Genomic DNA, 20,018 nt, shown 5'->3' with positions numbered 1-20,018 from the left:
CTGCCACAGGGCCGCGCGACTGACCAGTGAGGAACGTCAGTTAACCGCCAAAGAGGCCGCCAAACACATCCGAGAAACTGTGAAGCAGCGCCATGATGACCAGCGCGCCTAGGAAAGCAAAAAACGTCATCGCGAAGAACTGAAACAGGATAGCGCCGACGCCAATACTCACTCCGGCGATGGCAGGCCGCATCCGTTCATGACGCAAGATGCCAATAACAGAGACGACAATGGCTAATCCGCCCAGCATGGCGACACCGATTTGCAGGAAATCGTCCAGATCACGGGTTTGGGCGACGGGTTCGGGCTGCTCGAGACCTGCAGCGGCACGCAGGGTGGATTTTCCAAGCTCGGCCGCCAGCTCCCCCAGTGACACGCCGGTGGACTGCTGCGGCGCAAACGGTCCGGCCCAAAACACCAGTAGCGCCGCAAACAACGCAACCGACGCCGTACAAAACCCGATCCATCCGAAAACCGGACGGGCAGTATCCGTAGCAGAAATGTCCGCCATCACACTCACCTATGCTGACTGCACCACCTTAGTACCACCACAATCGCGGCAAGATTTGGGCAGAGGGCGGGTAAGGAGCTCTTAGGGATCGTTTTGTGCCATGATAATCATGGAAAAGACCGCACCCGCTGCAGCGCCCCATTTATCGGGGCTGTCATGTAGTGCGGAAGACCCGCTGCGACTTGTCCCAGTGCAGCCCCGTGCGATCAGCGATATACTGCATCTGCTTGCTAAGCGAACGGTTGTTCAAACGACGGCTCAGCGTGCGCAAAGGAACCAGATTGCGCTCTCCGTACCCGTCAATTAGAACAAATATTCTGGTTTGATTGCGCAGCCCGTAGACAATGTTTTCCGGGTGGATGTCGCGCCCTACGATCTGAAGCTGAAACAACCGATGCACAAAACTGTTGAGTTCGCTCAGAACGTCGTCCGTCAACTGGCCCTGTTTGCACACCGATGACAGCTGCGGAGCAAGTTGCCCATCCTCAGACTGAATCCGCTCTACAATAATGCCCGGGCCGACATCAGTCTGAACAATTCCGAATGCGCGCGCGACAGGTAGTTTCGCTATGTCAGAGCCGCTTTTCAAGGCCGCCTTCAACTCGCATTCCATCTCTTTGAGGGCGTTACGATATTTTGCATCGGGAAACACCTGCTGGATCAGCCGCTTGGTGTACGACCGAATAGGGCGTTTACGCGGTCTGGTGATTTTGATCAGCAGCTCTGGCCGACCTGGGCACGCATATACGTTTCTTTGACCACCACGTGCCAAAAGATCCTGTTCTGACAGCTGTAAAGGCCGCGCTGGAAAGAGCATTTGGGTTCCGTTTCATACCGTAGACAAATGGCTGTACCGGCCATGAAAAGCCAAATCAACCACGGCCGCCGTTGATGTAACAGTTATGCGTCAGTTTTGTGAATGTCCATCCGCCAGCACATATTTACAATCACAATAAGGACATTCGACCCAGCCCGTGTCCTCTGGAATCTGCAGCCACACCCTCGGGTGTCCCAACGCGCCTTCGCCGCCATCACAGGCAACACGAGAAGTTTCCACGATCTTCGTTTCCGGCGCTTCGATTGTCACGGCTGGCGATCCTTCACTGGTTGTCGGCCTCGCGGGCATGCATTAGGTGCGTTTATGAGCGATGAGTAAACCGGGGGCAAGAGCCACATGAGCGATGCGGCAATCAGGATCGAAGGGCTGCGCAAGACCTATCGCAGCGGCAAAGGCCAGCCCGAGAAACACGCTTTGAAGGGCGTTGACCTGACCGTGCCACGCGGGTCGGTTTTTGGCTTGCTGGGCCCCAACGGGGCGGGGAAGTCGACCCTGATCAACATCCTTGCCGGGTTGGTGGTGAAATCCTCGGGCCATGTTTCGATCTGGGGATATGATCAGGACAAGAACCCACGCTCGTCCCGCGCAGCCATCGGTGTCATGCCGCAAGAGTTGAACCTCGACCCCTTTTTCACCCCTCGAGGCGCGTTGGAGGTTCAGGCTGGTCTCTATGGTGTGCCCAAGGCCGAACGCCGTAGTGATGAGATTCTGGAACTGGTGGGCCTAAGCGACAAGGCCGAGGCCTATGCCCGCACACTGTCCGGCGGGATGCGGCGTCGGCTGCTGCTGGCCAAGGCGCTGGTGCATCACCCCAAGATCCTTGTGCTGGACGAGCCGACGGCAGGCGTGGATATCGAGCTTCGCCAGATGCTCTGGGCCAATGTGCGCAAGCTGAACGAGCAAGGCATGACCATCATCCTCACCACGCATTACCTGGAAGAAGCGCAAGAGATGTGCGACGAGATCGCCATCATCAATCACGGTGAAAAGATCACCCAGGACAGCACGGCCAACCTACTGGGTCGCATGGACAGCCGGACGATGGTGATCGCACCTGACAGCCCCGTCACCGATTTGCCCATGACGGATGGTGTCGAGGCCACTCTGCGCGACGATGGCAGCCTTGTGCTGCAGTATCGCAGCGCCCAGACCAGCGCCGAACAGGTTCTGGAGTCGGTTCGTGCCGCCAATATCCGCATCCGCGACGTCCGAACTGAAGAAGCAGACCTCGAAGATGTGTTCCTTGCGCTGACCTCTTCGCGCGCGGATGACACCCCGGCCGATGATCAGGATCAGCCGCGCCGGGGCATGCACCGGGTCAAGCTCTAGGCCCGGTCGATCCGCGCCTGATAGCAATTGTTCCGCGCTGATCGGACGTGAATATAAGCGATGTCCGATCGAGCAAAGATATCAGCGATTTTGGCGCCCATCTGGTCCGTTGGCGTGATGGCACCCGTGCCGTAGACGATCCGATCATCCTCACCATAGCCCTTGATCAGGTAGTCGGGGGAAGACTTCAGTATCTCAGGCAATTCATCGCCTTCGTAGCGGTTGCATGGTTTGGCACACAGGAAGATCGGTCCGGTTTCTGCATAAGGATGTGGCTCTAAAAAGGGTCTATGCGCCAAAATCAGCATGTCCTGCCCCTCTGGGATGTTCTGCAAGCAATGGCGACAGGGATTGCCTGCGCCGGTGGAAACAGCCCGCTCTGGCGTGGCGCCGTAGGCATCTGGCCCGCCCGCCTGCAGGGCGCGAACTTCGTCAGTGGGAAGTGCGGTGATCTTGAACATTTCGGGTCTCCTTTTTTCCCAAACCATGCCCTCCTGATCAGCCGCAAGCGACCCGGTTCCTGCGCAAAGGACTCGAAAAAGAACAAAACGTGAATATAATAGTGACTCGCCATGTATGCCGAGCTGTCGATCACGTCAAACTTCACCTTCCTCACCGGGGCATCTCACCCCGAGGAGTATATGGAGCGTGCCGTGACCCTGGGCCTGCCCGCCATCGCGATTGCCGACGACAACTCGGTCGCCGGGATCGTCCGTGCCCACACCCAAGCCCGCGAGATCGCCCGTAAGGTGCGCGAACGGCTGGAGTGGGAGGCGCAGAACACGCGCCTAGGCCCGCCCTGCCCCGATCACATCCCCAAACCACCCTCGTACCCGATCCACGCGGTGCCGCGCCTGATCCCGGCAGCGCGGCTGATCTTCACCGACGCGCCAACCGTCACCGCTCTGCCCCTGAACCGGCAAGGCTGGGGAAACCTGTGCCGCATCCTGTCCAAAGGTCGCCTGCGTGCGGAAAAAGGCGATTGCATCTTGCACCTGTCTGACCTGCTGGAGTTTTCCGACGGCCTCCACCTGCTGCTCTGGCCACAAGCAGACCGGTCAAAGGGCGGCGCGAGCGCGTGGCGGACACAGGCGCAACAGCTGACGCGCCGCTTTGGTGGGCGGATGCATCTGCTGATGCACCCTCGGTATGATGGCGCAGATAGTACACATTTCTCTTTGTTAGAGACTGAATCAAAGCAACTCGATATCCCCACCCTCGCCAGTGCCGCGCCGATGATCCACCACGGCGCGCGTCGCAAGTTGGCCGATGTGCTGACCGCCATCCGCCTACGCCGCAAGGTGGATGAGCTGGGCCGCGACGCGCTGGCCAATGGCGAACAGCGGTTGCGCTCCGAGGGAGAGATGTTGCGGATCTTCAAAGGTCACGAGGGGGCCGTCACCCGCGCCCATGACCTCAGCGAGCAGCTCACCTTCTCGCTGGATGAGCTGCGTTATGAATACCCCAACGAAGTTAGCGAACAGGAAACCCCGACCCAACGCCTGCACCGCCTGGCGCATGAGGGGTTGAAATGGCGCTATCCGGCAGGCGCATCCGAGAAGGCCAAAAAGATGCTGGCCCATGAGCTGAGGCTGATCGGCAAGCTGAAATATGAACCCTATTTCCTCACCGTCCGCGATATCGTCCACTTCGCCCGCTCGCGCGATATCCTGTGTCAGGGGCGCGGCTCAGCGGCCAATTCGGTGGTCTGCTTCTGCCTCGGCATCACCGAGGTCAGCCCCGAGATGGGCACGATGGTCTTTGAGCGCTTCGTCTCCGAGGCCCGCGACGAGCCGCCCGATATCGACGTCGATTTCGAACACGAGCGCCGCGAGGAGGTGATCCAGCATATCTATGACCGCTATGGCCGCGAACGCGCGGGCCTCTGCGCCACGGTCGTTCACTATCGCGGCAAGCGTGCCATTCGTGAGGTCGGCCGCGCCATGGGTCTGACCGAGGACACGATCTCGGCCCTGTCCTCACAGCTCTGGGGCTTTTTCTCGACCAAAGGGCTTGAGGCGCATCGGATGCGCGAAATCGGTCTCGACCCTGAAGATCGACGGCTAAAACAGACTCTAATGTTGGTCTATGAGATCGACGGCTTCCCCCGCCATCTGTCACAACACGTGGGTGGCTTCATCATCACCGAGGGGCGGCTGGACGAACTTGTCCCAATCGAGAACGCCACGATGGAGGGGCGCACGGTCATCTGCTGGGACAAGGACGATATCGACTCCTTGGGTATCCTGAAAGTCGATGTCCTCAGCCTCGGGATGCTCACCTGTATCCGCAAGGCGTTCGACCTAATCGGGCAGCATCACCAGACCGGCTATACCCTCGCCACCCTGCCGCCCGAGGACCCCGAGGTCTACGATATGCTGTGCAAAGCAGACTCTATTGGGGTGTTTCAGGTGGAAAGCCGGGCGCAGATGAACTTCCTTCCCCGGATGCGGCCGCGCAATTTCTACGATCTGGTGATCGAGGTCGCCATCATCCGCCCCGGCCCGATTCAGGGCGACATGGTGCATCCTTATATTCGGCGGCGAAATGGCGAGGAGGAGGTCAGCTTCCCCTCGGACGCATTGGGGGATGTGCTGGGCAAAACACTGGGCGTGCCGCTGTTTCAGGAGCAGGCGATGCAGATCGCCATTGTCGGCGCGGGGTTCACCCCAGAACAGGCGGACCGGCTGCGACGCTCACTGGCGACCTTCAAGAAACATGGCAATGTCAGCGAGTTCCGCGCGCTGTTCTTACGCGGGATGAAGCGCAACGGGTACGAGCAGGATTTCGCGGAACGCTGTTTTTCACAGATCGAAGGGTTCGGGTCTTATGGCTTTCCCGAAAGCCACGCGGCCAGTTTTGCGTTGCTGGTCTATGCCTCGGCCTGGATCAAATGCCACCATCCGGGGATTTTCGCCTGCGCGCTGCTGAACTCGCAACCGATGGGCTTCTATGCCCCTGCCCAGATCGTGCGGGATGCCCGCGAACACGGCGTTCAGGTGCGCCCGGTCTGCATCAATGCCAGTTTCTGGGACAATGTGATGGAACCTGACGGCCATGGTGGGCTGGCCCTGCGGCTGGGGTTCCGCCAGATCAAGGGCCTCAGCGAGGAGGACGCCAGTTGGCTGACCGCCGCACGGGGCAACGGCTACACCCAAGTGGATGACGTCTGGCGCCGCGCGGGGCTGGGCCCGTCGGTAATCGAACGTCTGGCAGAGGCCGATGCTTTCGCCGCCTGCGATCTGACCCGGCGCGAGGCTCTGTGGCAGGCCAAGGCGATTGCGACCGCGAAGCCTCTGCCGCTGTTTTCACAGGATCTGGAGGGCGAGACGCTGGATGAACCCGAAGCCTACCTGCCGCAGATGACATTGGGCGAACAGGTGGTTGAGGATTACGTCGCCACACGCCTCAGCCTGAAGGCGCACCCGGTGGCCCTGATCCGGCACCTGCTGACGCCCGAGCCGCGCGACAAAACCACACCTGTTGCCTGACCTGCACCCCGGATATGTCCCGGGCTAGAGTCGAAACCCGAGACCACCATGACCAGACCCACCTTGCCCCCGCGCTTTCCTGCGACGCCGGACCAGATCAACGCGCAGGTCCGTGCCTTCTATGCCCGCGTGCGCGAGGATGCTGTTCTGGGGCCGGTGTTCAACAAGCACGTCCATGACTGGCCCGCGCATGAGGACAAGATCGCCGCCTTCTGGCGCAACGCCATCCTTTATGAGCGCAGCTACAACGGCAATCCGCAACGTGTACATAGCGAAAGACCCGACGTGCAGCCCGAGATGTTCGCTCATTGGCTGGACCTGTTCGAGGAGGTCGCCACCCAAACCCTACCTCAGAAAACAGCCACCCCCTGGGTCGCGCTGGCCCGACGGATCGGTGTGGGGATGAAGGCGGGCGTGCAATCCGCCCGACAGCCCAAGGACGCGCCGCCGATCCTGCGTTGATCTCACAACATGACGGCCTTGCTGTGTTAGCGGTAAAATAGGGGCTATGCGGTCCGGGAAAATGCGTCTACTCAGGGAAAAGACAGCCCATTTGGCTGCGCCGGCTTAAAGCCACCACACCGACATCACCTGAGGCCAGATCATGAGCACTCAAAACACCACCCTCCGGGGACTTGGTTTCGCGTTTCTGGGATTCGCGGTTTTTGCCAGCCATGACGCGCTGATCAAAGTGCTGGGCGGGACCTACTCGGTGATGCAGATCATCTTCTTCGCCACGCTGTTTTCCTTTGTGCCTATGGCGGTGACGATCCTGACAGACCGCACGACCGGGAATTTCCTGCCACACCACCCATGGCTGGTCCTGCTCCGGTCGGCGCTGATGGTCACATCCATGGTCTGCGCTTTCTATGCCTTTTCGGTCCTGCCTCTGGCCGAGGTCTATTCGCTGCTGTTTGCCTTCCCCCTGTTCGTCACAGTCCTGTCGATTCCGATTCTAGGAGAAGTCGTGCGTGTCCAGCGTTGGGCCGCGGTCGGCGTCGGCTTGATCGGCGTTCTGATCGTCCTGCGCCCTGGCGCAACGGATATCACCCTTGGCCACATGGCCGCCCTGACAGCCGCGTTTTGCAGCGCGTTAGGCTCTGTCTTGGTGCGCAAGATCGGGAATGAGGAACGCTCGGCCGTGCTGATCCTCTACCCGATGCTGCTGGCCATCGTGGTCATGAGCTTGATGCAACCGGCAGTCTATCAACCGCCATCGCTCCTACATCTGGCGATGATGGCGCTGGTCGGCGTGTTCTCGGTGATCGCGCAACATCTGATCATCCTGGCCTATCGTGCCGCGCCAGCGGGCGTTGTGGCCCCCAGCCAGTACAGCCAGATCATCTGGGCCACCTTGTTCGGCATGATCTTCTTTGGCGAACACCCGGACGGCTGGGTCGCGGTCGGCGCAAGCGTCATCATCGCCTCGGGCATCTTCGTCGTTTGGCGCGAAAGCCGGTCGAACACCACCTCGGCTAACACGCCGGTTCTGCGCGTGCGATCACCAAGGTCAGATACGGGCGCATCGCGACCCGGCGAATGAAAAACGGCGCGCCAGACAGCGCGCCGCTTTGGCGAATTCAACTGGTTTAGAGCCTTAGTAGACAACCACCGAGCGGATGCTCTCGCCTTTGTGCATCAGGTCGAACCCATGGTTGATGTCGTCCAGACCCATGGTATGGGTGATCATCGGGTCGATCTCGATTTTGCCTTCCATGTACCAATCGACGATCTTCGGCACATCGGTCCGGCCCCGCGCGCCGCCAAAGGCGGTGCCGCGCCAGGAACGGCCCGTGACCAGCTGGAACGGACGGGTCGAGATCTCAGCCCCCGCAGGTGCCACGCCGATGATGATCGACTCACCCCAGCCCTTATGCGCTGATTCCAGTGCGTCGCGCATCACGCCGACGTTGCCAGTCGCGTCGAACGTATAGTCTGCTCCGCCTTTGGTCAGGTTGACCAGATAGGGCACCAGATCGCCTTCGACCTCTTTCGGGTTAACGAAATCGGTCATCCCGAACTTGGTGGCCATTTCGACCTTTGATGGGTTCAGGTCGACACCGACGATCTGGTCGGCTCCGGCAAGGCGCAGGCCCTGGATCACGTTCAGGCCGATACCACCCAGACCGAACACGATGGCGCGGCTGCCGATTTCCACCTTGGCGGTATTGATCACAGCGCCGATGCCGGTGGTAACGCCACAGCCGATGTAGCAGATCTTGTCGAAAGGTGCGTCCTCACGCACTTTGGCCAGCGCGATCTCAGGCAGGACAGTGTGGTTGGCGAAGGTCGAGCAGCCCATGTAGTGCAGGATCGGATCGCCGTCCAAGGTCGAGAAGCGCGAGGTGCCATCGGGCATCAGGCCCTTGCCTTGAGTCTCACGGATTGCTTGACACAGGTTGGTCTTTGGATGCAGGCAGTATTCACACTCCCGACATTCGGGTGTGTAGAGCGGGATTACATGGTCGCCCGGCTTCAGGCTGGTGACGCCCGGACCGACCTCGACCACAACGCCTGCGCCTTCGTGGCCCAGAATGGCCGGGAAAAGGCCTTCGGGATCTGCGCCGGATAGGGTGAATTCATCGGTATGGCAGATGCCGGTGGCCTTCACTTCGACCAAAACCTCGCCCGCCTTGGGGCCTTCGAGGTTCACCTCCATCACTTCCAAAGGTTTGCCAGCCTGAACGGCGACGGCTGCACGGGTGCGCATGGTGCTTGTCTCCCAGTCTTGTTTGACCCGACCCTGCGTCAAATGCAGGGTGTTTTCAACTGCACTTTCATGGCAGATTGGCTAAACATTTGATATTGCAGAAACGACATTGTCATACTGGGGAACGCCAATGCACCGATTTATCCCGATCCTGATCCTTCTGGCCGCCTGCGCCGAAACCTCGACCTTGGAAGGAGCAGACCTTGCGCCCGAGGCTGCGCCTGTCGATCTGGCCTTCTGCAAAGGCGATCCGTTTGCGGATTCCATCGGCCAGCCGGTTTCTACCATTCAGGCCAGCCTGCCCGAGCGCGCGCGGGTGTTAGGACCCAATGACATTGCGACACAAGACTACCGCATCGACCGGCTGAATGTCTTTGTGAACGGTGCGGGCATCATTCAGCGCCTGACCTGCGGGTAAGCGTGGACTCCGGCACTGATTCTCGGATAAGAACAAAATGGGAACATTTTGATGTCTGCCGATGCCAAAACGCCGAATACTTTCACTCTGGTTTCCCCGTCTGGGGGCTGAACGGCTGATCCGCGCCGCGCGGGGGCTGCATGTCGGACCTTTGGCCGTGGTGGCCGAGCAGTCGAACATGCAGGTGATCACTTCACTGAACGCTGAGGCTCAGGCCGCTGGGCTGCAGGTGGGTCAGCCGGTGCGCGATGCCCATGCCATGTGTGCGTCTCTGATCACGCGGCACCGCAATGCCCCGGCCGAGGCCGCGTTCCTGACCGCGTTGCGCCGCTGGGCAGGCAAGTTCAGCCCTTGGGTCGCCGAAGAGGCTCCGGACGGGCTGATCGTTGACCTCTCGGGCTGCGCGCATCTGTTTGGCGGGGAAGAGGCCTTGCTGCGCGTGTTGGAGGTCGACTGCGCCGATATGGGTCTGAGCGTGCAGATGGGCATTGCCGACACATTGGGCGCGGCCTGGGCGCTGGCGCGCTATGCCGGGCAAGAGGCCATATCAGACCGCAACGGCGACGCCATCAGCCAAGAGGCCCGCGCAACCCGCGCCCGGGCCAGCAAGCGACGACACTGGACCAAGGGCGGGGCCGCGCCGCAGGTGGTGACCTTGGGCGGCGGGGCGCGGATCGCCGCGCCGGGGCAATCCTACAGCGCGCTCAGCCCGCTGCCCATCGCGGCGCTGCGGCTGGAGGATCAGGTGGTCGCGCAGTTGAACCGTCTGGGCCTGCGGAGGATCGGGGATCTGCTGGGGCAACCGCGCGCCTCCCTTGCCCGCAGGTTCGGGCGGGGGCTGGTTTTGCGGCTGGATCAGGCGATGGGTAGCGCGCCCGAGCCAGTTTCTCCGGCTCGTCCGCCGCATCACTTCGCGGTGCGGATGACTCTACCAAACCCGATTGGGTTGGTCGAGGATGTGATGGCCGCCATCGACCGGGTTCTGCCGACGCTCTGTTCCAAGCTGGAAGAAAAGGGCCGCGGCGTCCGGACCCTGCGGCTTGAGGCTCATCGTGCCGATCAGGCGGCCGAGGTCATCGAAGTTGGGCTGGCCCGGCCAACTCATGACAAACACCGCATTCGCCCGTTGTTAGAGATGAAAATCGACAAGATCGACGCGGGTTATGGCATTGACATGCTGCGGCTTGAGGCAGTGCAGACCGAACCCATCCACGCCCGCACCATTGCCGGTCATGCCGAGGCCCGCCGTGTGGCACGCAACCGGCTTGAGGGCAACACCGCCGTCGAAGACCTTATGGCCAAGTTGGGCGCACGGGTGGGGCTAGAGGTCATTACAAGGCGTCACCCCGCGGCATCGCATATCCCCGAGAAAACCGCGCAGGTGCTAGCGGCAGCATGGTCCGAACCGGCGCGAGACTGGCCTGCGCCGCCACGCCCGCGCCCCCTGCAGATGTGGCAGCCCGAGCCGGTAATGGCCCCGGAAACCCCGGATGTGCCCTCCGCCTTTCGCTGGCGCGGGCGTGATTGGCAATTGGCACAAGCCACCGGCCCGGAACGGATCGCGCCGGAATGGTGGCTGGATGACCCCAACTGGCGCAGCGGCGTGCGCGATTACTGGGTTGTGGTGACCGAACAGGGCGAGAGGCTCTGGCTGTTTTATGGCCACGGCGGCACCATGTCTGCAGGCTGGTTCTGCCAGGGGCAATTTGGCTAAAAACCCAAATTAGGGTCTATTTTCCACGATAAATCAGGATATCCGGCAGATAGTTCAGCAACCGGATCACCCAGGAAAACGGGGCCGGAAAATCGGTGCGGAACCGGCGGCGCGACATTGCTTTGACCACACGCTCTGCCGCGTCTTCGGCCGACATCAGCATGGGCATCTTGAAATTGTTCTTCTCGGTCAGGCGGGTTTTGATAAAGCCAGGATTGACGATCCGAACCGTCACGCCCGTACCCGCCAGATCAAACCGCATGGTCTCGGCCAGCGAGACCAGTGCTGCCTTGCTGGCCGCATAGCCCACCGCTGCAGGCAAACCACGATAGCCGGACAGAGAGCCGATCAGAGTGATATCCCCGCGTCCGGCGCTGACGAAAACCGGCACGGTCTCACCCAACACCCGAAGGGCACCGGTGTAGTTTACGTCGGTCATCGACAATACCGCCTCGGTATCCCAATCACCGGTGCGCATCGGCTCATAGGCTCCGGCGTTGTAGACAAGACCATCGACCTCTCCGACTTCAGCCACGGCGCGGCGCACGGCCTCAAGATCGGTCACGTCAAAAGGCACTGCACGCGCATTGGGAAGGGTTGCGCAAATCTCGGCCAGCCGATCCGCATTGCGCGCCGACAGGACAAGCCGCGCACCGCGCTCGCTGAGCGCTTGCGCCAAAGCGCGCCCGAGCCCTTCGCTCGCGCCTACAATCCAATACGTCTTTCCTTCGAAACCGGTCATGCCTGCCCTATCGTGGAACCATGAAACAACGCCCCATGCGCGGTTTCGGTTCTGCTTCAGCTATCATGTATATTTTACGACCAAGCCAACCGGTCGGATCATCCCCAGCTGAGTGAATTTTGCCACGAAGACACAATATAGTGCGTTGGGAAATATAATCTAACCTGATTGATCCGCGTCAGAACCTGCTACGTATCCCTAGATAAATGTCGCACTTAAGGGGATCACATGTTCGACGAAACGCGAGGCGAGCGCAAGAAAATCGCAGTCATAGGTGCAGGCATTTCAGGACTTTCCGCAGCCTACTACCTTTCAGAACAGCACAATATTACCGTTTACGAGGCCGAACCGCGCCTTGGTGGGCATGCCCGAACGGTAATGGCGGGCAAGAACGGAGACCAACCGGTCGATACTGGCTTTATCGTCTTTAACTACGCGACCTACCCCCACCTGACCAAGCTGTTTGATGAGCTGAACGTCCCCGTCGAGAAAAGCGAGATGAGCTTTGGCGCGACCATCGACAATGGCCGCATTGAATACGGTCTGAACACGCTGCGCACTCTGACAGCTCAGAAACGCAACCTGCTGCGTCCGTCTTACTACAAGATGATTTCGGACATCCTGCGCTTCAGCAAGGAAGCCCCGGATGCGGCGAAGGATGATGACACAACCATCGGAGAACTGGTGGACCAGATGCGTCTGGGTCATTGGTTCCGCCACAACTACCTCATGCCGATGTGTGGCGCGATCTGGTCCACGCCGGTTGAGTTTGTGGATCAGTTCCCAGCCCGCTCGCTGGTGCAGTTCTTCCGCAACCATGCTCTGCTGGCCAGCGGGCGCGCCAACCAGCATCAGTGGTACACGGTCAAAGGTGGCAGTATCGAGTATGTGCGCCGGATAGATGCCGCGCTGCGGTCGCGCGGATGCGACATCCGTCTTGCAGCTCCGGTAGATAACGTACAGCGGAATGAGACCGGCGTAACGGTTACAAGCCAGGGCCACGCCGATCAGTTTGACGAGATCATCCTTGCGACCCACTCGGACCAGTCGCTGGCCATTCTGGGCGACAATGCCACGGCGGATGAGGCCGCGGCCCTTGGCGCGATCCGCTATCAGCCCAATCACGCGATCCTGCATTGTGACGAAAGCCAGATGCCAAAGCGGCGCGCCTGCTGGTCCAGCTGGACCTATCGCTCGCAAGCCGGGGATGTCGGCGTGACCTATTGGATGAACCGCTTGCAGAACATCCCGGACAGCGATCCGCTCTTTGTATCGTTGAACGCGTCTTCGCAAATTGCCGAGGACAAGATTTATGACCAAGTCGAGTTTGCCCACCCGGTTTTCGATAAAGCCGCGCTGAAAGCGCAGGGGCAAATTCGCGACATGCAGGGACAAAATCACACCTGGTACGCCGGAGCTTATAACCGGCACGGGTTCCACGAAGACGGGATCGCCAGCGCGATGCATGTCGTCGACCGCTTGCGCGGCGCCCCGCACATAACCGGAGCTGACAATGGCATTCTTGAAAAAGATCCGGCCATCCATGTGGCCGCCGAATAGACCTACTTTCCGCGCAGCACTGCTGTCTCTCGCCTTGCTTTCGTCAGGTGAGGCAGTGGCATCGCCTCTGTCCAGCGAACTGAGCGATCCCAAGCTTTTGGGCAGCTCGACATTTAGGTTCTTGGGCCTGCCTGTCTATGACGCCAAGCTATTCACGCCCGCTGGAGCGGCATTCAATTGGACCGAGGATTTCGGGTTGCAACTGACTTATCGAAAAAACCTCGCACAAAAGGCTCTTGTAGAGTCGACGCTGGATGAGATGGCAAGGCAAGGCAATCCCGCGCCGACAAAAGCCCAGCTAGAGACCTGTTTTCAGGCAGTCAGCAAAGGTGACAGCTATCTGGCCATATCTGAAGGACCTAACAAAGTTGGGTTTTGGCGCAATGGTGCACAAACCTGCACACTAACCAACACCGGCATCAAGAAATCGTTCATGTCGATTTTTCTTGGCGACAACACTCGGTCCGCCAGTTTTACACGGCAATTGAAGGGGCAGTGATGCTGTATCCCCGGGTCAGCCTCTATGCGCTGATGCTCGCTGCGGCGGGTATCCCGCTCTATATTCACCTGCCGCGTTTTGCGGCGGTGAATTTGGGCATTGGCCTTGGGGTGATCGGAACCGTGCTGCTGGTGATCCGGCTGGTCGATCTGGTGCAAGACCCGCTGATCGGCTGGGCCATCGACCGCTGGCCGGGCGCGCAGCTGCTGTTTGCAGCTCTGGCGGCGCTGGGGCTGGCGGTCGGGTTTCCGCTGCTGTTCGGCCTGCCGGATGGGGCAAGCGTTGGCGCGCTGGTCGCCATCCTCGTGCTTCTGTTTTCGGCCTACAGCCTAGGCACCATCCTGCTTTACGGGCGCAGTGCAACTTTGGCCAAACAGGCCGACCCGCAAGAGCTGATGCGCCTCGCCGCCTTCCGCGAAGGCGGGCAACTGACCGGAGTCGTTCTGGCCGCCAGTGCCCCGGCTCTGTTCGTTGCCTTCGGCGCACAGGGACAGGGCTACCCCGCCTTTGGTCTGTTTTTGGGTGCGCTTGCGCTCCTAACTCTGATCGTAACCATACCAATGTGGCGTCGTACGCCAATCACGGGCGAGGGCATCTCATTCACCGCGCTCGGACAATCCGGCGCCCTCCGCCTGTTGGTTCTGGCGCTGATCAACAGCCTGCCGGTAGCCCTGACCGCCACGCTGTTTCTGTTCTTTGTCGAGGACAAACTGCAACTTTCCGGAATGGCTGGCCCATTGCTGATCCTGTTCTTCCTCAGCGCTGGGGCCAGCGTGCCCCTCTGGGCGCGACTCAGCAATCGGATCGGCCCGAAACAGACGCTGATGATCGCCATGCCGCTGGGCATCGCTTCCTTCATCGGCGCGGCCACCCTCTCAGCCGGAGAGCTGACCATCTTTGCCCTGATCTGCCTAGCCTCCGGCGCAGCCGCAGGGGCGGATATCGTGATCCTGCCCGCCATGTTTTCCGTGGTGCTGACACGCGCGGGGCTGAATGCCTCCGCCGCGTTTGGCATCTGGTCTTTCGCTGGCAAGCTGGGCCTCGCGCTCGCTGCCTTTTTCACCCTGCCCCTGCTGGAACGCAGCGGCTTTTCACCCGGTCAAGCCAACTCGGCACAGGCTCTAAACACACTCACATTCGCCTATGCCCTGCTGCCCTGCATCCTGAAGCTGGGCGCATTTGGGATGGTCTTAACCCTGCCTACGGAGGTCCCAGCCAAATGAATACGATTGTTGTGATTTTGCTCGCCATCCTCGTTATCGTGGCGGTCAAAAGACGGTTCCTGAGCTTTCGCTCACAATCTCCGGCTGACTATTCGGGAACGGGGCCGGAGTTTTCCCTGACCAAACACCTGAACGGAGATATCCTGTCCGAGGGGCTGATCTACGGCCCCAATGGCAAGATGTCGAACAGCTTTGTCGCGCGCATGGTCGGTGAATGGGATGGAAACACGGGCACTCTGGCCGAGTGGTTCACCTATTCCAACGGCAAGCAGATGACCCGAAAGTGGTATCTGACACTGGGCACCGGCAACACGTTCACAGCCACAGCGGACGATATCGTCGGTGAAGGCAAGGGCGTGATTTCGGGCTCGACCGTCAAGCTGTCCTACCGGATCATCCTGCCCGAAGACGCCGGAGGGCACACGCTCGACGTCACCGACTGGATGTATCTGACCGAAAACGGAGCGATCATGAACCGCTCAGAGATGCGCAAATTCGGCCTCAAGGTGGCGGAACTGGTGGCAACTATGCGACCCGCTCCCGAGGTGCAGACCGCGCATGTACCCGGAGCAAACGGGTATGATGCGGACGCTGAAAACAGGCCGCTACAATGACCCGGCTTCGTTTTCTGATCTCACTGGTCGCAATCACCAGCCTGACGCTGCTCGCGGCCTGCTCGGCTAAACCGCGGGTGCCCAAAAGCTTTCTGTCCGACCGGCATCTGAACCTCGAAGAGTTCTTCGAAGGCAAAACCGTGGCTTATGGTCAGTTCCAGGACATTCTGGGCAACGTGCCGCGCCGTTTCACGGTTGAGATTGACGGCACATGGGACGGAGAAACCCTGACCCTGGTCGAGGATTTCGTCTACGATGACGGCGCAACCGAACAACGTGTCTGGACCCTGACTAAAACCGGCGAAGACACCTGGACCGGCACGGCTCCGGGTGTTCTTGGTGTGGCCGAAGGGATCGAGCGCGGCGATACCTTCAACTGGAAATACAAGATCGACCTGCCAATCAAAGAGGGCACTATGCGGGTCAATTTTGACGACTGGATGTGGCTTCTGGAAGAGGACCGTCTGCTGAACCGCGCCTATGTTTCGCGTTTTGGCGTCCGTATAGGCGAGGTCATCCTGTTCTTCGAGAAACTGTGACGGCCCGACGGGGCCTCGGCGCGCTGATCTGGCTGCTCCGCCCTGTCGCGTTCATAGAAGATAAACTCATCAACCCAACCGAATATCTTGTTCGACTCGGGCTGACGCGACTCAGAGGGCGGTGGCGCGGCCTTGGCCTTCACTTGAGCACGCTCGACCTCGGCCCACAAGAAGAACAACCCGCGTCGGGTGCCGTTGAGATGTTCAGGTATTTTTACCCACACCACCTGTGAGGAATTTCCGGATTTCTGCTCGATTTTTGCCCCCGGGTTTCTAACGCCCTTTAGCCAAAGGATAGCAAATATTGCTGAATCTGCCAATTTTTTCGAATCGCGCAAGCGGAAATCCACTCGAAAGTCGCCATTGAACACGCTTGAATATTAATGGAAATTTCACAAGCAACCAAAGGTGGTATCACTGACCGGCACCTCTACCTCAAGCGCTTCCCGTTTTGGCGGAATCAAAACCGATCCACAAAAACCTGGCATTGACGCACAAGTGTTTCGCTTGGATACAAGTCTCCCACCATTAGCGAAAAGCACTCTTATCCATTCCTTCGATCTCTCTGAATGTCAGTAACGCATAAGAGTGCAATTTTTGACCCGCTCCAAACGAAATGCGGTTAACTAACTGATAATATGAATGAAATTCCAGAACTATCGACTATTTAACCATATGTGTGCAGGCGAAACTCATAACCTTGCAGAAACACATATATGCGTTCAAAACGCACTCTTATGCGTTAATGACACTGAAAAAAGTGGTGAGCCGTGCAGGATTCAAACCTGAGACCCACTGATTAAAGGTCAGAGATACCTAGAATTTGACGTGAAACCGCACTTCGTGTCATGTCGTATCACACTGGCGCGGTCACATACTTAAACACCAGTAAAATATAAACGTATACTATTGTCCCCCGGGTCATAGGGCGTCTAAAATAGTCTCACATTGTGTCATGCAATCTAGCGGATTTTGTCCCCTACAAGTCCCCCAGAGATGTTTTCGGTGAAGCTTGAGCTAAACGAACCTTATCTAAAGAGGCTGGAAGCGCCGGAGGCAGGTCGGCTTGAGATATCGGATAAGAAGCGCGCCGGACTGAGACTAAGGGTTTACTCGTCTGGTCGGGCGGTCTGGATGTACGAAAAGCGCGTAAAGGGCGGCGCGAAGCGGAAGCACACCCTTGGTGTCTACTGTACTTGGAATGCCGCAGGGAATCGTGAGACAGGTCCAATTGGACTGGCAGAGGCCCGCAGGCTCGCGCTCGATATTGAGGCTGAAGCTGTCCGAGGGTTTGACCGCGTCTTGGATGCGGAGAACGCACGGCGGGAAGAACAGAAAGCTGCAGCGAGCATACAAACGGTCCGGAATGTGCTGGATACATATGCTGAGTTGCACCTCTCTAGCCTGAAATCAGGAGATGAGCGAAAACGCCAGCTACTGGACGCACTTTCAAAGCACCTTGAGCATCCGGTTGGTGACCTGACCCGCGCCAGCCTCCAAAAGCCAATTGATGACAAGGCCAAGGAAGGCAAACTGTTTATGGCGAACCGCATCAGGGCCGCTCTTAAGCACTTCACGCGTTGGGCTTGGCGACGGGAGTACATCGAAGAGGATGTGGGCGACCGATTGGAGCGCGCCACGAAGGAACGTGTACGAGAGCGTGTGTTGTCTCTCGAAGAAGTTCGGGAAATCTGGTCGAAGTCTTTCGAACTCGGTGACCTGTGGGGGCCGTTGCTGCGGCTGCTCTTGCTAACTGTTCAACGCCGCAGTTCGGTCACTGGACTACGTAAGAGCGAACTGGATCTAAAACGCATCCGCTTCAAAAAAGCCATAGCCGATGAAAAGAATGACCGCGCGCATATCACACACCTTTCACCCCCAGCGTTGATCGAAATTGAACACGCTTTGAAACGACTGGAAAAGTTGGAAGACGCAGAAGAAGACTTCCTTTTCAGCACGACGGGACGAACGCCCGTATCCGGTGGGAGCAAGGCTAAAAGTCGGCTGGACATGCATCTAGACAAAGAGTTCGAACACTGGCGATTTCATGATATCAGGACAGCTTTTGCAACGCACATGGCAAAGCGCAGTGTATCTGAGTCCGTAGTGGATCGCGTCCTCAACCACGCAGCGACAGCGTCAAAGGCCAGCGCGGTTGCTCGTGTATACAATCAGGCTGAATTGCTAGCCGAACGCTCCGTTGCACTAGACCAGTGGGCGGAACTAGTTACTGAATGGGATATTTTGCTTGGAAAATAGATACTTGCCCGTTTTCGACGATAACGGTGCCTACGTGAATAACCCTGGGCTTACGTTATTGGCGTTGATGAACTGTCCAGAGGATGAAACAGAAGCGAGCCAGTTTCGCCAAATAATTCAGGCCGAGAGTGAGGCCAAGTTGAACGCCCCAAACAGGGACCAATCAGAAATCACGCAGTCTATATTGAATAGGTATGCACGCCGACTAAACAGAGGTGACCTTTCCGGCTACGTCACTTTGTTCATTGCCGAGCTTCATTCGATGGATAAAAAAGTCAGCCTTACTAGAGCTATCGCCAGCACAGTGGCATTTGCTGGAGACGCCGATGAGCAGTTTGGAGCCGGGCTCCCACTATCTGAGCGAGATGTACGAAAGCACTTTTACAAATACAAAAACGGTGCTCACTTTTGGGCTGCCAGACTGCAATTTCCAGAGACTTTTTTGGCAGCCGGGTCGACACTGGGCGGTTTGGCAGAGTTCATGGGTTATGCGAGGATCTACCAAGACCACCTTGAAGCGGTGCTTGACCCACAAACGAAATGGCACCCGTGGCGCGTGCCACCCTGTTTCTTAGCGCCTGCACGCCCTGTGCGTTCTCCGATGCCCAAGAAAAGCTACATTGATGAGGCGCAATAAACCCCTAATTTCGGGTGCGTACTTTTTCTCCCCATTCTATTTCCGCCCACAATTTTAACGCAGCTTCAACACATCACAAACAACCGTCAGGTGTTGAAAATGACCGCAGCCGCAGGAGACCGCCTGCTATCAGTGAGGGATACCGAAGCCATTCTTGGCTGTAGCGTCGCCACTGTATGGCGCAGGGCCGCCACTGGGAAAATCCCGGAACCAGTAAAGGGCTCAGATTTCGCAGTCGTCAAAGCCCCGATTCACAACCCAACCGGCAAACGCGGAAAAACAAAACCCTGTCTCAAAAACTGCGACGAGACCGTCGTAGAATTTGCGACGATAAAAACGGAGGCGACGCAATAAATGCGACGGGCCGTATCAATATTTGCGACGAAAACACCCGATTTCAGCAGGTCTCCCGTCGCAATATTTAAGACATCCTTAATCTTCCAGGGGGTCTGGGGGAAACGGACACCTTCCACACCAACAATCCTACGAATGAGGCAAGAGCAATGACGGACAATGATGAAGACAAAATCGGCAGACCTCTGACAGAGGCAGAAGACAAGGCTGTAAATATCAAAGACCTGCCGAAAGTTGGGGTAGCGTTTCGCGGCTCTCAAAGCGAGGGTCAGGTTGTGTCCCATAGCGAAGGGGCACTGAACAGATATTCGGCACGGATGACGACAATCTGGCTGCCGCGCTTACTCAGCAAAGCTTGAAGGTACTGGGCAAGTGGGAAGCGGGGGACGGGCCACAAGGCAATGACGAGCGCGACTTCATGATGTCGATTATTGCTGACCTACGCCCCAAAGATGCAATCGAACGTATGTTGGCGGTTCAATTGGCAGCAAGACGCCAAAACGCACAACCTTGTCCAACTCTGGTCTTGTGCGTAGCCTTTGGGGCCATGTGCAACCTCTACTCCAACACCATCCCAGCC

At 58.5% G+C, this 20,018-nt stretch carries 21 protein-coding genes; 15 read left to right on the top strand and 6 right to left on the bottom strand.

The window, feature by feature from the left end:
- Window positions 1-40: 40 nt before the first annotated feature.
- The 3 genes from ACR0KL_RS15650 to ACR0KL_RS15640 all read right to left on the bottom strand — a co-directional run bounded on the left by ACR0KL_RS15650 (window position 41) and on the right by ACR0KL_RS15640 (window position 1,598).
- Window positions 41-511: a hypothetical protein gene (locus tag ACR0KL_RS15650; protein WP_480777242.1), complete on the bottom strand. Its 471-nt coding sequence runs from the start codon at window positions 509-511 to the stop codon at window positions 41-43.
- Between the two features lie 154 nt (window positions 512-665).
- Entirely contained in the window at window positions 666-1,328 is a 663-nt protein-coding gene (locus ACR0KL_RS15645; RefSeq protein WP_170679542.1) for a YrbL family protein, read from the bottom strand.
- A 90-nt stretch (window positions 1,329-1,418) separates the two neighbouring features.
- On the bottom strand, window positions 1,419-1,598 hold the full coding sequence (locus ACR0KL_RS15640; RefSeq protein ID WP_170379537.1) for a zinc-finger domain-containing protein: 180 nt from the start codon (window positions 1,596-1,598) through the stop codon (window positions 1,419-1,421).
- Between the two features lie 87 nt (window positions 1,599-1,685).
- Between ACR0KL_RS15640 and ACR0KL_RS15635 the strand changes: the two genes are divergently transcribed.
- Entirely contained in the window at window positions 1,686-2,678 is a 993-nt protein-coding gene (locus tag ACR0KL_RS15635; RefSeq protein ID WP_170679544.1) for an ABC transporter ATP-binding protein, read from the top strand.
- Here ACR0KL_RS15635 and ACR0KL_RS15630 read toward each other — a convergent pair.
- On the bottom strand, window positions 2,675-3,139 hold the full coding sequence (locus tag ACR0KL_RS15630; RefSeq protein ID WP_170679546.1) for a DUF1203 domain-containing protein: 465 nt from the start codon (window positions 3,137-3,139) through the stop codon (window positions 2,675-2,677). The genes ACR0KL_RS15635 and ACR0KL_RS15630 overlap by 4 nt on opposite strands.
- A gap of 111 nt (window positions 3,140-3,250) precedes the next feature.
- Here ACR0KL_RS15630 and ACR0KL_RS15625 point away from each other — a divergent pair, with 111 nt between their 5' ends.
- From ACR0KL_RS15625 to ACR0KL_RS15615, 3 genes are all read left to right on the top strand, one after another.
- The gene (locus ACR0KL_RS15625) at window positions 3,251-6,169 is read left to right on the top strand and encodes an error-prone DNA polymerase (protein WP_170679548.1); all 2,919 of its coding nucleotides are present in this window, start codon (window positions 3,251-3,253) and stop codon (window positions 6,167-6,169) included.
- Window positions 6,170-6,217: 48 nt separating this feature from the next.
- Window positions 6,218-6,631 (top strand): group III truncated hemoglobin, encoded by a 414-nt coding sequence (locus ACR0KL_RS15620; protein ID WP_170679550.1) that lies wholly within the window; start codon window positions 6,218-6,220, stop codon window positions 6,629-6,631.
- Between the two features lie 142 nt (window positions 6,632-6,773).
- Window positions 6,774-7,712, top strand: coding sequence for a DMT family transporter (locus ACR0KL_RS15615; RefSeq protein WP_170528657.1), 939 nt, complete (start codon window positions 6,774-6,776; stop codon window positions 7,710-7,712).
- 54 nt (window positions 7,713-7,766) lie between these two features.
- Here ACR0KL_RS15615 and ACR0KL_RS15610 read toward each other — a convergent pair whose 3' ends face one another.
- On the bottom strand, window positions 7,767-8,879 hold the full coding sequence (locus ACR0KL_RS15610; protein ID WP_170379545.1) for an S-(hydroxymethyl)glutathione dehydrogenase/class III alcohol dehydrogenase: 1,113 nt from the start codon (window positions 8,877-8,879) through the stop codon (window positions 7,767-7,769).
- Window positions 8,880-9,009: 130 nt separating this feature from the next.
- On the opposite strand from ACR0KL_RS15610, the gene ACR0KL_RS15605 reads away from it, so the two are divergent.
- Window positions 9,010-9,297 carry an I78 family peptidase inhibitor gene (locus ACR0KL_RS15605; RefSeq protein ID WP_480777241.1) on the top strand — a complete coding sequence of 96 codons (288 nt, stop codon included), beginning with the start codon at window positions 9,010-9,012 and terminating at the stop codon, window positions 9,295-9,297.
- 61 nt (window positions 9,298-9,358) lie between these two features.
- Complete coding sequence (locus ACR0KL_RS15600; RefSeq protein ID WP_480777240.1) at window positions 9,359-11,011, top strand: DUF6504 family protein; 1,653 nt, start codon at window positions 9,359-9,361, stop codon at window positions 11,009-11,011.
- 16 nt (window positions 11,012-11,027) lie between these two features.
- On the opposite strand, the gene ACR0KL_RS15595 is transcribed toward ACR0KL_RS15600, so the two are convergent.
- Window positions 11,028-11,753 carry an SDR family NAD(P)-dependent oxidoreductase gene (locus ACR0KL_RS15595; RefSeq protein ID WP_480777239.1) on the bottom strand — a complete coding sequence of 242 codons (726 nt, stop codon included), beginning with the start codon at window positions 11,751-11,753 and terminating at the stop codon, window positions 11,028-11,030.
- Window positions 11,754-11,981: 228 nt separating this feature from the next.
- Between ACR0KL_RS15595 and ACR0KL_RS15590 the strand changes: the two genes are divergently transcribed.
- The 9 genes from ACR0KL_RS15590 to ACR0KL_RS15550 form a co-directional block, all read left to right on the top strand.
- Window positions 11,982-13,313, top strand: a complete 1,332-nt coding sequence (locus tag ACR0KL_RS15590; RefSeq protein WP_480777238.1) for an NAD(P)/FAD-dependent oxidoreductase — start codon at window positions 11,982-11,984, stop codon at window positions 13,311-13,313.
- Entirely contained in the window at window positions 13,267-13,812 is a 546-nt protein-coding gene (locus tag ACR0KL_RS15585) for a hypothetical protein (protein ID WP_170661786.1), read from the top strand. Before ACR0KL_RS15590 ends, ACR0KL_RS15585 begins: the two co-directional genes overlap by 47 nt.
- A complete protein-coding gene (locus tag ACR0KL_RS15580) occupies window positions 13,812-15,035 on the top strand; it encodes an MFS transporter (RefSeq protein WP_480777237.1) in 1,224 nt (407 codons plus the stop codon). Before ACR0KL_RS15585 ends, ACR0KL_RS15580 begins: the two co-directional genes overlap by 1 nt.
- A complete protein-coding gene (locus ACR0KL_RS15575) occupies window positions 15,032-15,649 on the top strand; it encodes a DUF3833 domain-containing protein (RefSeq protein WP_170679563.1) in 618 nt (205 codons plus the stop codon). The genes ACR0KL_RS15580 and ACR0KL_RS15575 overlap by 4 nt, the downstream gene beginning before the upstream one ends.
- The gene (locus ACR0KL_RS15570) at window positions 15,646-16,188 is read left to right on the top strand and encodes a DUF3833 domain-containing protein (protein WP_170679565.1); all 543 of its coding nucleotides are present in this window, start codon (window positions 15,646-15,648) and stop codon (window positions 16,186-16,188) included. The genes ACR0KL_RS15575 and ACR0KL_RS15570 overlap by 4 nt, the downstream gene beginning before the upstream one ends.
- 1,134 nt (window positions 16,189-17,322) lie before the next feature.
- A complete protein-coding gene (locus ACR0KL_RS15565) occupies window positions 17,323-18,447 on the top strand; it encodes a tyrosine-type recombinase/integrase (protein ID WP_480777236.1) in 1,125 nt (374 codons plus the stop codon).
- A 4-nt stretch (window positions 18,448-18,451) separates the two neighbouring features.
- Complete coding sequence (locus ACR0KL_RS15560; RefSeq protein WP_480777235.1) at window positions 18,452-19,084, top strand: hypothetical protein; 633 nt, start codon at window positions 18,452-18,454, stop codon at window positions 19,082-19,084.
- 503 nt (window positions 19,085-19,587) lie between these two features.
- Window positions 19,588-19,797, top strand: coding sequence for a hypothetical protein (locus ACR0KL_RS15555; RefSeq protein WP_480777234.1), 210 nt, complete (start codon window positions 19,588-19,590; stop codon window positions 19,795-19,797).
- Window positions 19,794-20,018: hypothetical protein (locus ACR0KL_RS15550; protein WP_480777233.1), on the top strand; the 225-nt coding region annotated here is incomplete at its 3' end. The genes ACR0KL_RS15555 and ACR0KL_RS15550, both read left to right, overlap by 4 nt.

The organism is Ruegeria sp. C8, assembly GCF_056537565.1.
Note: the sequence above shows the minus strand (reverse complement) of the source record. Positions and strands in the feature narration are given on the sequence as shown.

Excerpts from the sequence above, each read along its gene's own strand:
- ACR0KL_RS15650 (WP_480777242.1), bottom strand. The coding sequence starts at position 511 with ATGGCGGACATTTCTGCTACGGATACTGCCCGTCCGGTTTTCGGATGG.
- ACR0KL_RS15645 (WP_170679542.1), bottom strand. The coding sequence starts at position 1,328 with ATGCTCTTTCCAGCGCGGCCTTTACAGCTGTCAGAACAGGATCTTTTG.
- ACR0KL_RS15635 (WP_170679544.1), top strand. The coding sequence starts at position 1,686 with ATGAGCGATGCGGCAATCAGGATCGAAGGGCTGCGCAAGACCTATCGC.
- ACR0KL_RS15630 (WP_170679546.1), bottom strand. The coding sequence starts at position 3,139 with ATGTTCAAGATCACCGCACTTCCCACTGACGAAGTTCGCGCCCTGCAG.
- ACR0KL_RS15625 (WP_170679548.1), top strand. The coding sequence starts at position 3,251 with ATGTATGCCGAGCTGTCGATCACGTCAAACTTCACCTTCCTCACCGGG.
- ACR0KL_RS15620 (WP_170679550.1), top strand. The coding sequence starts at position 6,218 with ATGACCAGACCCACCTTGCCCCCGCGCTTTCCTGCGACGCCGGACCAG.
- ACR0KL_RS15615 (WP_170528657.1), top strand. The coding sequence starts at position 6,774 with ATGAGCACTCAAAACACCACCCTCCGGGGACTTGGTTTCGCGTTTCTG.
- ACR0KL_RS15610 (WP_170379545.1), bottom strand. The coding sequence starts at position 8,879 with ATGCGCACCCGTGCAGCCGTCGCCGTTCAGGCTGGCAAACCTTTGGAA.
- ACR0KL_RS15605 (WP_480777241.1), top strand. The coding sequence starts at position 9,010 with ATGCACCGATTTATCCCGATCCTGATCCTTCTGGCCGCCTGCGCCGAA.
- ACR0KL_RS15600 (WP_480777240.1), top strand. The coding sequence starts at position 9,359 with ATGCCAAAACGCCGAATACTTTCACTCTGGTTTCCCCGTCTGGGGGCT.
- ACR0KL_RS15595 (WP_480777239.1), bottom strand. The coding sequence starts at position 11,753 with ATGACCGGTTTCGAAGGAAAGACGTATTGGATTGTAGGCGCGAGCGAA.
- ACR0KL_RS15590 (WP_480777238.1), top strand. The coding sequence starts at position 11,982 with ATGTTCGACGAAACGCGAGGCGAGCGCAAGAAAATCGCAGTCATAGGT.
- ACR0KL_RS15585 (WP_170661786.1), top strand. The coding sequence starts at position 13,267 with ATGGCATTCTTGAAAAAGATCCGGCCATCCATGTGGCCGCCGAATAGA.
- ACR0KL_RS15580 (WP_480777237.1), top strand. The coding sequence starts at position 13,812 with ATGCTGTATCCCCGGGTCAGCCTCTATGCGCTGATGCTCGCTGCGGCG.
- ACR0KL_RS15575 (WP_170679563.1), top strand. The coding sequence starts at position 15,032 with ATGAATACGATTGTTGTGATTTTGCTCGCCATCCTCGTTATCGTGGCG.
- ACR0KL_RS15570 (WP_170679565.1), top strand. The coding sequence starts at position 15,646 with ATGACCCGGCTTCGTTTTCTGATCTCACTGGTCGCAATCACCAGCCTG.
- ACR0KL_RS15565 (WP_480777236.1), top strand. The coding sequence starts at position 17,323 with ATGTACGAAAAGCGCGTAAAGGGCGGCGCGAAGCGGAAGCACACCCTT.
- ACR0KL_RS15555 (WP_480777234.1), top strand. The coding sequence starts at position 19,588 with ATGACGGACAATGATGAAGACAAAATCGGCAGACCTCTGACAGAGGCA.